Below are 13,405 nucleotides of genomic sequence, written 5' to 3'. Positions count from 1 at the left end.
GGTGGATTCGCCCGATCGGACCGTCCTGTGGCCGTCTCCGCCTGTGGGTGGAGGGCGTACCGGATCGGCGCGCCGGTCCGCGTAGTGTCGGTCTCGGCGGGTAGCCTGCTGCCCGCACGTCCTACCCCCGAGGAGCACACCCGTTGACCGCCGCCACCATCACCGCTGAGGACCCGCACGGATACACCGCGCGGCACCTGTCGGTGCTCGAAGGTCTCGAGGCCGTCCGTAAGCGGCCCGGGATGTACATCGGGTCGACCGACAGCCGCGGCCTCATGCACTGCCTGTGGGAGATCATCGACAACTCCGTCGATGAGGCGCTCGGCGGTTTCTGCTCGCGCATCGACGTCTTCCTGCACGCCGACGGCTCGATGGAGGTCCGCGACGACGGCCGTGGCATCCCGGTCGACGTCGAGCCCAAGACCGGGCTGACCGGCGTCGAGCTGGTCATGACCCGGCTGCACGCCGGCGGCAAGTTCGGCGGCATCTCCTACACCGCCTCCGGCGGCCTGCACGGCGTGGGCGCGTCCGTGGTCAACGCCCTGTCGGCCCGGCTCGACGTCGAGGTCGACCGCGACGGCAACACCCACGCGATGAGCTTCAAGCGCGGCCTGCCCGGCGACTTCGCCGGCGACGGGCCCGGCGCCAAGTTCACCAAGAAGCCCGCCAAGCAGCGGGGGCTGCACCAGACCAAGCGGGTCGCCAAGCGCATCACCGGCACGCGCGTGCGCTTCTGGCCCGACTACCAGATCTTCCTCAAGGACGCCTCGATCGACGGCGAGACCGTCATCGACCGCATGCGGCAGACCGCCTTCCTGGTCCCCGGCCTGACCATCACCGTCCGCGACGAGCGCGTCGAGGAGCCCGTCGAGCACGAGTTCCGGTTCGACGGGGGCATCGGCGAGTTCTGCGACCACCTCGCGAGCGACCCGCCGGTCTGCGACGTGCTGCGCATCCAGGGCCGCGGCCACTTCACCGAGACGGTCCCGGTCCTCGACGAGCAGGGCCACCTCACCCCGACCGACGTCGAGCGCGACATCGACGTCGACGTCGCCCTGCGGTGGGGCACCGGCTACACCACGATCACCCGGTCGTTCGTCAACGTGATCGCCACGCCCAAGCACGGCACGCACGTCACCGGCTTCGACCGCGCCCTCGTCAAGGTCGTCAACGACCAGCTGCGCGCCACCAAGCTGCTGAAGAACGGCGACGAGCCGGTCATCAAGGACGACATCCTCGAGGGCCTCACCGCCGTCGTCACCGTGCGCCTCCCGGAGCCGCAGTTCGAGGGCCAGACCAAGGAGGTCCTCGGCACCTCGGCCGCCACCCGCATCGTCACCCAGGTCGTCTCCCGGGAGCTCAAGGAGGCGTTCGAGAGTCCCAAGCGCGGCCAGAAGCAGCAGATGCGCGCCGTCCTGGAGAAGATCGTCGCCGCGTCCAAGGCGCGCATCGCCGCCCGTCAGCAGCGGGAGAACCAACGCCGCAAGAGCGCCCTGGAGAACTCCGCGCTCCCCGCGAAGCTGGTCGACTGCCGCAGCACCGACGACCGCAGCGAGCTGTTCATCGTCGAGGGCGACTCGGCCCTCGGCACGGCCAAGCTCGCGCGCGACTCCGAGTTCCAGGCGCTGCTGCCGATCCGCGGCAAGATCCTCAACGTGCAGAAGGCGTCCGTCGCCGACATGCTCAAGAACGCCGAGTGCGCCTCGATCATCCAGGTCGTCGGCGCCGGCTCCGGCCGTACCTTCGACCTCGACTCCGCGCGCTACGGACGCGTGATCTTGATGGCCGACGCGGATGTGGACGGAGCGCACATCCGGTGCCTCCTGCTCACTCTGCTGCACCGCTACATGCGGCCGATGCTCGAGGCCGGGCGCGTGTTCGCCGCCGTTCCGCCGCTGCACCGGATCGAGCTGGTCAAGCCCCGGAAGGGCCAGGACAAGCACATCTACACCTACTCCGACGCCGAGCTGCGCAAGAAGCTCGTCGAGCTGGAGCGCCGCAACATCCGCTGGAAGGAGCCCATCCAGCGGTACAAGGGCCTCGGTGAGATGGACGCCGACCAGCTCGCGGAGACGACGATGGATCCGCGCCACCGGATGCTCCGCCGCGTCCGCATCGAGGACGCCGCGGAGGCGGAGAAGATCTTCAGCCTGCTGATGGGGTCGGAGGTCGCGCCGCGCCGCCAGTTCATCGCCGCCGGCGCCGCCGAACTCGACGACTCCCGCATCGACATCTGACACCCGACCACGCCCGGCGGCCGCCCGCCCCCGGCGGGCGGCGTCCGGCGGGGGCCGCTCCCAGCGGGCGGCGTCCGGTGCCCGCCGGGTCGTGTCCGGAGAGCCGTGTCCAGTCGGCCGCGCCCGGCCGGCCGTGTTCAGGCCCGCGTCCGGGACCGCGTCGGGCCGGCCGTGTCCAGTGAGCCGCGCCTGGCCGGCCGTGTCCAGTGAGCCGCGCCTGGCCGGCCGTGTCCGGGACCGCGTCTGGCGGGCCGTGTCCGGTGAGCCGCGTTCGGCGGGCCGTGCCCGGAGGCCACGTCCGCGTCGCGCCCCGCACCGGCGACCGGTCGCCGGTCTCGCCGGAGACTCACGCTCGTTCTCCGAGGGGAGAGTGGCTCGCCGACGCTCGCGGCGAGGTCGTACAGCGCCGTGCGCCCGGCGGGTGAACCGAAGGCTCGGTGAAGGCCGCCAGGGTCCGTCGCTTCGCGTCGCCTGTGCCGTTTCGCGGACGCGATCGCCGAGTCTTCGCCCGCCCGCCAGGCCGAGCCGATCAACGCTCCGGGCCATCAGGCCGGGATCGATCAGCCACGTCGCCGTCGCTCTTGACGTACCAGACCGGCGAATCGATCGCCGACCCGGCGACCTCGGCGGCAACGTGACCGCAGCGGCGACAAGGTGACCGCAGCGGCGGCGAAGCCTCGCGGGTCTGGACGCGGTGGCGCTCTCATCCGCCCGTGGCCGCCGCGGGCAAGGCACGGCGCCCGCACAGCGGGTCTCCACCCGAGGGTGGAGCGGGCCGGGATCCAACTCGGCTCCGATCCGCCCCGGCCCGCAGACCCCTACCGTCGCAGCCATGCACGACCTACAGAGCCTGCTGATCGTCGTCGCCGTCATCGTCTTCGTGATCGTCCGCCGGTTCACGGCGCGGCGCGTCGACGAGTCGCGGTTCCTCGTCCTGCCGCTGATCGTCGCCGTGATCGGCCTGACCCGTGGGAGCCTCCTCGGCACCCACCATCAGACGCTCAGCGCCGGTCTGCTGGCGGGGGAGATCCTGGCCGCGCTGCTGCTCGGCCTCGGGCTCGGCGCCACCATGCGCGTCTGGCGCGCGCCCGACGGCGCACTGTGGAGTCGCGGCACCTGGGCGACGTTCGGCGTCTTCCTCCTGTCCGTCGCCGTACGCGGCGGCATGGCGGCGGCCGGTCACGTGGCCGGGATCAAGACCGGTGGCGGAGCCGTTCTCCTGTCGGTCGCCGCCTGGATGCTCACCCAGAACGCCGTACTGATGTGGCGGGCCCGCGCCCTCCCGGCGCGGGTTAGCGTGGCTCCGTGATCAGAGAGTGGATCGTCTCGGACCTGCGCACCTCGGCGAGCCGGGTGTACGCGCTGCTCGGCGCCAGGGAGGGCCGGGAGCGCGTGCTGATCCGGACCGTCGTCCTCGTGGCGATGATCGTCTGGTTCTGCTACGCGATGGTGCACGGGCCCGAGCGGCCCGGCCTCGGATCGCGGCCTGCGGACCTCGTTCTCGTGACGGGAGTGTTCGCCGGGGTCCTCTCCCTCATCCTGGGCGTCGTGGCCTACCAACGCGCCTGGCCGTACGGTCACCTCCTCTACACGGCGAGCGCGGTCGCCGGCGTCGTGCTGTACCTGATCGCCCCGGACCGGCCGGCGAGCGCGTTGCTGTTCGCGGCCTGTGGGTTCGTCTCGGTGCAGTACCCCGCCCGCGCGTCGCTGCCGACGGTCGTCGTGGCGGGGTTCGGGATCGGTATCGGCCTCGAACTGCAGCACCGGCCGCTCAGCGACCTCTGGACGATCGTCGGACTGGTCGGCATGTTCGCGGCGCTGCGCGCGGCCAGGACACAGGAGGCGGCGAAGCGGACCGAGCAGCAGAACGCGGTGCTGGCCGAGCGGGCGCACCTCGCCCGGGAGATCCACGACATCCTCGCCCACTCGCTGTCCGCGCAGCTGGTCCATCTCGAAGGGGCCCGGCTGCTGATCGTGAACGGCAGGAGTGAGGAGGCCCTCGACCGGGTGGAGCGGGCACGCGGTCTGGCACGCAGTGGCCTGGAGGAGACCCGCCGGGCATTGGCGACTCTGCGCGGCGACGTCCCGCCGACCGGCGAGGTGCTGGAGGAGCTCGCCGAGGAGCATCGGTCCATCGCCGACGTCCGCTGTCAGGTGACGATCACGGGGCGGCCACGCGAGCTGGAGCCGAAGGCCGGGCTGGCGATCATTCGTACGGCCCAGGAGGCGCTGACGAACGCCCGTAAGCACGCTCCGGGGGCGGATGTCACTGTCGACCTGCGTTATCTCGACCGCTGGTGCGAGCTGGAGGTACGGGACGCGGGCGGCAGGGAGCCCGGCCCGCTGGCGGCCACCGGGAGTGGCTACGGTCTGGTCGGGATGCGCGAGCGCGCGGAGCTGATCGGCGGCGCCTTGGAGGCGGGACCGCAGGAGAAGGGGTTCAGAGTGCTGCTCAGGGTGCCGCTGGGAGCGGGATCGTGACGCGCGTGCTGGTGGTCGACGACCAGACGGTCGTCCGCGACGGCCTGGTGCTGCTGCTCGGGTTGCTGCCGGGCATCGACGTGGTCGGGTCGGCGGCCGACGGGGAGGAGGCGGTACGCCTCGTCGAAGAGCACGACCCGGAGGTCGTGCTCATGGACCTGCGGATGCCGCGCGTCGACGGGGTGGAGGCCACCCGGCGGATCAAGGCGGCCCACCCAGCGGTGCAGATCGTCGTGCTGACGACGTACAGCGACGACGAGTCGGTGTTCGCCGCGCTGCAGGCGGGCGCGCGCGGCTACCTGACGAAGGACGCCGGCGCGGAGGAGATCGCGCGGGCCATCGCGGCCGTCCGGGACGGGGCGGCGCAGCTGGACCCGTCCGTGCAGCGCCGGCTCGTCGATGCGCTCGCCGCCGGGGGGCAGCCGCAGCGCCGCCGGAAGGGCGACCTGCCGGACGGTCTGACCCAGCGTGAGGCGGAGGTCCTGTCGCTGATCGCCGAGGGGAAGTCGAACGCGGAGATCGCCCGGGAGCTGTTCATCACCGAGGCCACGGTGAAGACACACATCAACAACCTGTTCGCCAAGGCGGGGCTGCGCGACCGGGCGCAGGCCGTGACGTACGCCTACCGGAACGGTCTCGCCTCGCCGGAGTGAGCCGTCGATCGGGGTTGGAGCGGCAACAGGGGCTCATCCGAAGGCAAGGGATCGGTGTGTTTCCGGCGGTCGGCCGGTATTGGCGGTGACAGTGGGTCCTTTGTCGACTACTGTGCGCGATTGGTCGGACTGAATGCTTTCCAAGGAGGCCGCATGCGGAACTCCCGCATGATCGCTGAATGCCTGCGTCGTCACGCCTGGTGGCGACTCAACCGAGCCGACGCACGCGATGACGGGCGGAACGCGCGCAGCGCGGTCGCCCTTCTCGACGCCGCGGCGTACGCCGCGGACCTTCCGGACGACGCGGCGGTCATCACCCGTCTCGCCGCGGCCGGGTGTTTCTCGGGTGACGAGTTCCGCCTGAACGAGGTGGCCGAGCGTATCGTGCGCTTCTGGCACTACGAGGAGGTGATGGGCGGCCCGGCGGACCTGCTGACGGCCATCGCGGAGACCGTTCAGCCTCCCAAGATCCCCGCGCAGCGGGACGGGGGCCGTTCGCTGCGCCGCTGACGGCGCGGACCGCCCGGCGCGCTCCGTTCGGTGTACTCCGCCCGGTGCGCTCTGTCCGCCACGCTCCGCTCGGTGTGCGCTGCCCGGCACGGACCGCCCGGCGCGCTCCGCCCGGTGGGAAAACCGGGATGCCGGTCTTCGCCGCGGAGGCCATGATGGCCGGATGCGCATCCGTGCCGCCCGCGCCGGCGAACTCGCGATCCTGCAGGACATCGAGGTGGCCGCCGGGCGGTGCTTCCGCGACGTCGGCATGCCGGACATCGCCGAGGACGAGCCGTTTCCGCTCGGTGAGCTCCTCCGGTACCAGGAGTCCGGGATGGCCTGGGTCGCAGCCGACGCGGCCGATCGTCCTGTGGCCTATCTCGTCGCGGTACCCATCGACGCCGGTGTGCACGTCGAGCAGGTCTCGGTGCATCCGGACCATGCGCGCCGGAGGATCGGCCGATCCCTGCTGGATCACGTGGCGGCCTGGGCGGAGACCGTGGGGGCGCCCGCGCTCACGCTGACGACCTTCGAGGATGTGCCGTGGAACGCCCCGTATTACGTGCGGTGCGGGTTCCGGCGGCTGACGGAGGCCGAGCTCACGCCGGGGCTGCGGGCGATCCGCCGGCGTGAGGCCGCGCTCGGTCTCGATCGCTGGCCCCGGGTCTGCATGCTGCGTTCCCTGGGCGCCGGGCAGGCGGGGCGGCCGGCCGGCGAGCCACAGGAGGAGAGGGACGGGACGCCCTCCCACGGGCGTCCCTGGTGGTATGCGTGAGGGGCGGCCGGTGACGGCCGCCCCTCAGACTTCGTGTGGCCTTACTCCGCCGGAGACTCCTCCGTCTCGGCGGCGGGAGCGTCCCCGGCCTGACCGGCGGCGCCCGCCGTGCCGAGGGTGACCGGGCCGCCGATCGCGGCGATCGGCGCGGGGAGCCTCACCCCGGAGCCGTCACGGCGGCCGAGCTCGGTGGGCAGGTCGATCGCCTTGCCGGTCGTCCCCGCGGCCTTCGCCGGGATCGGCCCGGCCCAGGCGAACAGCAGGGTGTCCTCGCCCTTGAGGAACCGGTGCGCCCGGACGCCGCCGGTCGCGCGGCCCTTCGCCGGGAAGTCGGCGTAGTCGGAGACCTTGATGGCGCCGGTCTGGGTGCCGGGCAGCGCGGTGGAACTGCCCGCGACGGTGACGACCACCGACTCCCGGGCACCGTCGAGGGTGCCGAACCAGATCACCTTGGCGCCGGTGGCGAGACGGATGCCGGCCATGCCGCCGGCGGCGCGGCCCTGCGGGCGTACGGACGAGGCGGGGAACCGCAGGAGCTGTGCGTCGTCGGTGACGAAGACCAGGTCGTCGTCCTCGGACTCCAGGTGCACGGCGCGGACGACCCGGTCGCCGTCCTTGAGGCCGATCACTTCGAACTCGTCGGCGTTCTTCGGGTAGTCGGGCGCGACGCGTTTGACGACGCCCTGCTCGGTGCCGAGGGTGAGGCCGCCGTCGAGCGAGGCGAGCCCGACGATCGTCTCGTTCTGCTCCAGGGCGATGAACTCGCTGATCGGCGCGCCCCCGGCCAGGGTCGGGGGGACGGCGGTGGGCGGCACGGCCGGGATGTCGATGACGTCCACCCGGATCAGGCGGCCGGCGCTCGTGACCGCGCCGATCTGGCCGCGCGCGGTCGCGGGGACGGCGGAGACGATCACGTCGTGGGTCGCCCGTGAGCCGTCGGCGGGCAGGGGCTCGGCGGACATCGTCCGGGCGAGCAGGCCGGTGGAGGACAGCAGCACGAAGCACGGGTCGTCGGCGACCTCCAGCGGCACCGCCGCCGTCTTGGCCTCGCCGGAGGACTCCAGCAGGACGGTGCGGCGCGGCGTGCCGTACGTCTTGGCGATCTCGGCGAGCTCGTCGGAGACGACCTTGCGCAGCTTCCGCTCCGACTCGAGGATCGCGGTGAGCTGGGCGATCTCCTTGGTGAGCTGCTTCTTCTCCTTCTCCAGCTCGAGCCGGTCGTACTTGGTGAGGCGGCGCAGCGGCGTGTCGAGGATGTACTGCGCCTGGATCTCCGACAGCTCGAAGACCTCCATCAGCCGCGCCTTGGCGGCGGCGGAGTCGTCGCTCTCGCGGATCACCTGGATGACGTGGTCGATGTCGAGCAGCGCGATCATGAGGCCGTCGACCAGGTGCAGCCGGTCCTGGCGCTTGGTGCGGCGGAACATGCTGCGGCGGCGTACGACCTCGAGGCGGTGGTCGATGTAGACCTGGAGGAGGTCCTTCAGCCCCAGCGTGCGCGGCTGGCCGTCGACCAGCGCGACGTTGTTGATGCCGAACGTCTCCTCCATCGGGGTGAGGCGGTAGAGCTCCTCCAGCACCGCCTCGGGGTGGAAGCCGTTCTTGATCTCGATGACGAGGCGCAGGCCCTGCTGGCGGTCGGTGAGGTCCTTGAGGTCCGCGATGCCGGCCAGCTTCTTGGCGTTGACGAGATCCTTGATCTTGGCGACGACGCGTTCGGGGCCGACGGCGTACGGCAGTTCGGTGACGATGATGCCCTTGCGGCGCGGCGTGACCTGGTCGATGTGCGCCGTGGCCCGGGTGCGGAACGTGCCGCGCCCGGTCTCGTACGCGTCGCGGATGCCCTCCAGGCCGACGATCTTGCCGCCGGTGGGCAGGTCGGGGCCGGGGACGAAGCGCATGAGCTCGTCGAGTGACGCGTCGGGGGCGTCGATCAGGTGGCGGGCGGCGGCGATCACCTCGGTGAGGTTGTGCGGCGCCATGTTGGTCGCCATGCCGACCGCGATGCCGGAGGCGCCGTTGACGAGGAGGTTCGGGAAGGCGGCGGGGAGGACCTCGGGCTCGGTCTCCTGGCCGTCGTAGTTGGGCCGGAACTCGACGGTCTCCTCGTCGATGCCGTCCACCATGAGCATGGCCTCGCGGGCCATGCGGGCCTCGGTGTACCGCATCGCGGCGGGGGAGTCGTCGCCGCCGAGGGAGCCGAAGTTGCCGTGCCCGTCGACGAGGCGCATCCGCATCGCCCACGGCTGGGCGAGCCGGACGAGCGCGTCGTAGATCGCGCTGTCGCCGTGCGGGTGCAGCTTGCCCATGACCTCGCCGACGACACGGGCGCACTTGACGTGCCCGCGGTCGGGGCGCAGGCCCATCTCGTTCATCGAGTAGAGGATGCGGCGCTGCACGGGCTTGAGCCCGTCGCGCGCGTCCGGAAGCGCCCGCTGGTAGATGACCGAGTAGGCGTACTCGAGGTAACTGCCCCGCATCTCCTCGGAGACGTCGACGTCGACGATGTTCTCCTCGAAGTCGGGTGGGGGAGGGGTCTGCGTGCCGCGTCGTGCCATGAGGACATTCTTGCCGGTGCGGACGACATCTTTGGCCGCTGTCCGTCTCTTTCGGCAAGTCCGCGCCCGGACTCTTCCGATGAGTCCGCGACCGGTTCGGTAAGTCGGCGACCGGATGCTTGGCGAGTGCAAGTCTTGCCTTGTGCAATACTTTCGTCGTGACGGATCCGTCGGGCATGCCACTGGACGCGGAGATCGACGCGTTCCAGACCGCCACGAAGGACCTGGTCGGCGTGACGGTCCGCAGCCTGGAACTGCTGGAAGGGCGGGTCTCCCTCTCCCAGTTCCGGATGCTCGTCGTGCTCGCCGACCACGGCCCGTCGCCCTCGTCGAAGGTCGCACGAGGCCTCGGCCTGGGCGCGTCGTCGGTGACCCGGCTCGCCGATCGCCTCGAGGCGAGCGGCCACGTGGTCCGCGGCCACGACCCGCGCAACCGGAGCATCGTGACGCTGGCGCTCACGCCCGCGGGCCGGCGACTGGTCGATCGGGTCATGGCGTGGCGGCGCGCGGAACTCGCGCGGATCCTCGGCCGGCTCGCCCCGTCCGACCGCGCCGTCCTGGCCGCCGCGCTGCACCGCTTCCACGAGGCGGTGGACCGCGCGGACGCCGACGGGCCGTACGGGTCCGTCCCGCCCTGAGCCGGACCGGCGGGCGGCGCCCGGGCGGCCGCCCAGGGCGGCCGCCGGCCTGACGGACGGCCTGAGCCGGAAGGTGAGCGACGCCCGCGGGGCGTCGCCGAGTCGCCCGTGTCCACGGAGGAACGGGCGGGACACAGAAGGAGGATCACGTGAGCGCACGGCCGACCGGAGCGGTACGCCGGCCGCCGTCCCTCGGTGACTTCACCGTCGGACCGAGAATGCTGCTCGTCACCCTGTGGGCGCTGCCGGTGGGCGGCGTCGCCGCCCTCGCCGCCCTGGGGCTGCTCCGGCTCGTCGCGCTCATCACCGACCTGGTCTTCTACGGGCGGCCGGGCACCGAACTGCTGGCCCCCGGCCTCCACCCCCACCCCTGGTGGCTGCTCCTGACCGCGCCGACCGCCGGCGGACTCGTCGTGGGACTGATGGCGAGGTACGGCTCGGAGAAGATCCGCGGGCACGGCATGCCGGAGGCGATCGAGGCCATCCTGACCGGCGGCAGCCGCGTGACCCCGCGCGTCGCCGTGCTCAAGCCGGTGTCGGCCGCGGTCAGCATCGGCACCGGCGGGCCGTTCGGCGCGGAGGGCCCGATCATCATGACGGGCGGGGCGATCGGGTCGATCCTGGCGCAGGCGCTGCACCTGACGGCGGACGAGCGCAAAACGCTGCTCGTCGCGGGCGCCGCCGGCGGCATGGCCGCGACGTTCAACTCGCCGCTCGCGGCCGTCGTCCTGGCCGTGGAGCTGCTGCTCTTCGAGTGGCGCCCCCGGAGCTTCGTGCCCGTGGTCGGCGCCGTGTCGGTCGCGACCGTCGCGCGGGGCTTCCTGCTCGGCACCGCGCCGCTCTTCCCCGTCTCCACCGCGGGCATCCACCTGACCACGGGCGTGCAGGCGATGTGCGCCGTGTCCGGCGCCACGGGCGGGCTGCTGGCGATCGCCGCCACCTGGATGGTGTACCGGGCCGAGGACGCCTTCAACCGGCTCCCGGTGCACTGGATGTGGTGGCCGGCCATCGGCGGGGCGATCATCGGACTGGGCGGCCTGATCGAGCCGCGGGCGCTCGGCGTCGGCTACGACGTGATCGGTCAGCTGCTGACCGGCCGGGCGACCACGGGCCTCATCCTCGGGATTCTGGTGGTCAAGACGCTGATCTGGTCGCTGTCGCTCGGCTCGGGCACGTCCGGCGGCGTGCTCGCCCCCGTCTTCATGATCGGCGGCGCGCTCGGGGCACTGGAAGGGCACCTGTTCCCGCACGCGTTTCCCGGGTTCTGGGCGCTGGTCGGCCTGGCCGCCGTGGTCGGCGGCGTGATGCGCTCCCCGCTGACCGGTCTCATCTTCCCCCTCGAGCTCACGCACGCCTGGGCGGCCGGTCTCTCCCTGCTCATCGCCGCCACCTCGGCGTACGCCCTGTCGACGCTCATCCTCGACCGGTCCGTCCTCACCGAGAAGATCGCCCGGCGCGGCCTGCACCTGACCCGCGAGTACTCCATCGACCCGCTCGAGGGCTTCTTCGCCCGCGACGTCATCCGTACCGGCCCGGTGACGTTCCGCGCCGACCGGCCCGTCGCCGAGGCGGCCGCCGGAACGGACCGGCGACGCCTGTACCCGGTGGTGACCGAGGACGACCGGCTGATCGGGGTGGTCACCCACACCGCGCTGCGCGCCGCCGCCGAGGAGCCCGGCCCGCGTACGGTGGCGGACGTCATGGTCGCCGATCCCGTGATCGTCTACGCCAACGACACCCTGCGCTCGGTGTCGTATCTGTTCGCCGAGCACTCCATCACGAGCGCGCCCGTCATCGAACCGGACGACGGACGGGTGCTGGGCGTCGTCGCCCTCCGCGACATGCTCCAGGCCCGGCTGCACGACCTCACCGAGGAGAGGCACCGGGAACGCCACCTGCGCGTCCTCCGATGGTGGGGCGACGCCTCGCGCGCCCCCGTACGGAGCCCGATACCGTGACTCCCGTCGCGAGGAGGAGCGCCGTATGTACGCCGACTTCCAGTTCGAGATCTACCTCAACGGCCTGAACGACGTCAGGCCTCCGCTGCCGACCGACCTGACCCGGCTGGAGGCGCTGGCCCGGGAGAGGCTGCCGCGAGAGGCGTACGACTACGTCGCCGGGTCGGCGGGCACCGGTGACACCGCGGTCGCCAACCGGGAGGCGTTCCGGCACTGGCGGATCGTCCCGCGCATGCTCCGCGGCGTGGCGGGCGGCGACCTGACCACGCGGGTGCTCGGCACGGACCTGCCCGCCCCGGTGCTGCTCGGCCCGGTCGGGGTGCTGAACATCGTCCACCCGGAGGGGGAGCTCGCGGCGGCGCGGGCCGCGCGGTCGCTCGGGGTGCCGGTCGTCCTGAGCACGGCGGCGTCACACACCATGGAGGAGGTCGCCGAGGTCGCGGGCCCACGCTGGTACCAGCTGTACTGGCCGGGCGACCCCGAGCTGGCGGTCAGTCTCCTGGAACGCGCGCGGGCCGCCGGCTACACCGCCCTCGTCGTCACGCTCGACACGTTCACGCTGGCCTGGCGGCCGAGCGACCTCGACAACGCCTACCTGCCGTTCCTGCGCCGCGTCGGCATCCAGAACTACCTCGCCGACCCGGTCTTCACCGCCAAGGCGGGCGACGACCCCGTCCTCCACTGGGCCGGTGTCTTCGGTAACCCGGGTCTGACCTGGGACGACCTGGCGTTCCTCCGGGAGCACTGGGACGGCCCGATCGCGCTCAAGGGCATCCAGGCGACCGAGGACGCCCGCCGCGCGGTGGACGCGGGCATGGACGGCATCGTCGTGTCCAACCACGGCGGGCGCCAGGTGGACGGCGCCGTCGCCGCCCTCGACGCACTGCCGATCATCACCCACGCGGTCGGCGACCAGATCGAGGTGCTGTTCGACAGCGGCGTACGGACCGGCGCGGACGTGTTCAAGGCCCTCGCGCTCGGCGCGCGGGCGGTCCTGCTGGGCCGCCCGTACGTGTACGGGCTGGCCCTCGACGGGGAGGACGGCGTCCGCCACGTGCTGCGCTGCCTGCTCGCCGAGCTCGAGCTCACGCTCCGGCTGTCCGGCCATGACCACGTCGCCGGCCTGTCCTCGGACGACCTGCACGAGCAGCGGTGACACGCGGAAGAGCGGCCGGCGGGCCGGCCGATGACGCCGAGGCCCGCCGAACTCACCAGGTCGTGACCTATGCTCGGCGCGTGAGCGATCAGGCCTTCCATCCCCCCGCCGAGGAGCTGACCCTCCCGAAGGTGCTCGCCGCCCTGGCCGATCCGGCGCGGCTGGCGACCGTACGGACGCTCGCCCGCCTCGGGGAGTCGGCGTGCGGCCGGATCCAGCACGACGCGGGGCTGGAGGTCAGCAAGTCCACCATGTCCCATCACCTGCGCATCCTCCGCGAGGCGGGCATCACCCGGTCGCGGACCCAGGGCGCCCGCCGCCTGCTCACGCTGCGCCGCCAGGACCTCGACCGCCGCTTCCCCGGCCTGCTCGACGCCGTCCTGCAGCCGGAGCTCATCCGCTGATCGTGAGGGTTCGGCCCCTCGATCCGGCCTGGAGCGTCGGCCGGACCTGGTAT

11 protein-coding genes are annotated in these 13,405 nt (G+C 72.3%); 10 read left to right on the top strand and 1 reads right to left on the bottom strand.

Going from position 1 to position 13,405, the window contains the following annotated elements:
• The first annotated feature begins 143 nt into the window (after positions 1 to 143).
• The 6 genes from NE235_RS09380 to NE235_RS09355 all read left to right on the top strand — a co-directional run bounded on the left by NE235_RS09380 (position 144) and on the right by NE235_RS09355 (position 6,638).
• Complete coding sequence (locus NE235_RS09380; RefSeq protein ID WP_252800771.1) at positions 144 to 2,237, top strand: DNA gyrase/topoisomerase IV subunit B; 2,094 nt, start codon at positions 144 to 146, stop codon at positions 2,235 to 2,237.
• An 832-nt stretch (positions 2,238 to 3,069) separates the two neighbouring features.
• Entirely contained in the window at positions 3,070 to 3,546 is a 477-nt protein-coding gene (locus tag NE235_RS09375; RefSeq protein WP_252800769.1) for a hypothetical protein, read from the top strand.
• Positions 3,543 to 4,718 carry a sensor histidine kinase gene (locus NE235_RS38115; RefSeq protein ID WP_252800767.1) on the top strand — a complete coding sequence of 392 codons (1,176 nt, stop codon included), beginning with the start codon at positions 3,543 to 3,545 and terminating at the stop codon, positions 4,716 to 4,718. Before NE235_RS09375 ends, NE235_RS38115 begins: the two co-directional genes overlap by 4 nt.
• On the top strand, positions 4,715 to 5,371 hold the full coding sequence (locus NE235_RS09365) for a response regulator (protein ID WP_252800765.1): 657 nt from the start codon (positions 4,715 to 4,717) through the stop codon (positions 5,369 to 5,371). Before NE235_RS38115 ends, NE235_RS09365 begins: the two co-directional genes overlap by 4 nt.
• Before the next feature lie 153 nt (positions 5,372 to 5,524).
• Entirely contained in the window at positions 5,525 to 5,881 is a 357-nt protein-coding gene (locus tag NE235_RS09360) for a hypothetical protein (RefSeq protein ID WP_252778589.1), read from the top strand.
• Between the two features lie 163 nt (positions 5,882 to 6,044).
• The gene (locus NE235_RS09355) at positions 6,045 to 6,638 is read left to right on the top strand and encodes a GNAT family N-acetyltransferase (RefSeq protein ID WP_252800763.1); all 594 of its coding nucleotides are present in this window, start codon (positions 6,045 to 6,047) and stop codon (positions 6,636 to 6,638) included.
• 41 nt (positions 6,639 to 6,679) lie between these two features.
• Here NE235_RS09355 and NE235_RS09350 read toward each other — a convergent pair whose 3' ends face one another.
• Positions 6,680 to 9,196: a DNA gyrase/topoisomerase IV subunit A gene (locus tag NE235_RS09350; protein WP_252800760.1), complete on the bottom strand. Its 2,517-nt coding sequence runs from the start codon at positions 9,194 to 9,196 to the stop codon at positions 6,680 to 6,682.
• Positions 9,197 to 9,354: 158 nt separating this feature from the next.
• Between NE235_RS09350 and NE235_RS09345 the strand changes: the two genes are divergently transcribed.
• The 4 genes from NE235_RS09345 (at position 9,355) to NE235_RS09330 (ending at position 13,352) form a co-directional block, all read left to right on the top strand.
• Complete coding sequence (locus NE235_RS09345) at positions 9,355 to 9,834, top strand: MarR family winged helix-turn-helix transcriptional regulator (RefSeq protein WP_252800754.1); 480 nt, start codon at positions 9,355 to 9,357, stop codon at positions 9,832 to 9,834.
• A 149-nt stretch (positions 9,835 to 9,983) separates the two neighbouring features.
• Complete coding sequence (locus NE235_RS09340) at positions 9,984 to 11,792, top strand: chloride channel protein (protein ID WP_252800752.1); 1,809 nt, start codon at positions 9,984 to 9,986, stop codon at positions 11,790 to 11,792.
• Between the two features lie 25 nt (positions 11,793 to 11,817).
• Entirely contained in the window at positions 11,818 to 12,948 is a 1,131-nt protein-coding gene (locus tag NE235_RS09335) for a lactate 2-monooxygenase (RefSeq protein ID WP_252800750.1), read from the top strand.
• Between the two features lie 80 nt (positions 12,949 to 13,028).
• The gene (locus tag NE235_RS09330) at positions 13,029 to 13,352 is read left to right on the top strand and encodes an ArsR/SmtB family transcription factor (protein ID WP_252800746.1); all 324 of its coding nucleotides are present in this window, start codon (positions 13,029 to 13,031) and stop codon (positions 13,350 to 13,352) included.
• Positions 13,353 to 13,405 lie beyond the last annotated feature (53 nt).

This window comes from Actinoallomurus spadix, assembly GCF_024055725.1.
In the GTDB taxonomy this organism is placed as follows: Bacteria; Actinomycetota; Actinomycetes; order Streptosporangiales; family Streptosporangiaceae; genus Actinoallomurus; species Actinoallomurus spadix.
The sequence above is the reverse complement of the archived record's forward strand: the minus strand, read 5'-3'. Positions and strand labels throughout refer to the sequence as shown.

Bases quoted from the DNA above. Each gene is read 5' to 3' on its own strand.
- NE235_RS09360 (WP_252778589.1), top strand. From the start codon at position 5,525: ATGCGGAACTCCCGCATGATCGCTGAATGCCTGCGTCGTCACGCCTGG.
- NE235_RS09375 (WP_252800769.1), top strand. From the start codon at position 3,070: ATGCACGACCTACAGAGCCTGCTGATCGTCGTCGCCGTCATCGTCTTC.
- NE235_RS09335 (WP_252800750.1), top strand. From the start codon at position 11,818: ATGTACGCCGACTTCCAGTTCGAGATCTACCTCAACGGCCTGAACGAC.
- NE235_RS09355 (WP_252800763.1), top strand. From the start codon at position 6,045: ATGCGCATCCGTGCCGCCCGCGCCGGCGAACTCGCGATCCTGCAGGAC.
- NE235_RS09350 (WP_252800760.1), bottom strand. From the start codon at position 9,196: ATGGCACGACGCGGCACGCAGACCCCTCCCCCACCCGACTTCGAGGAG.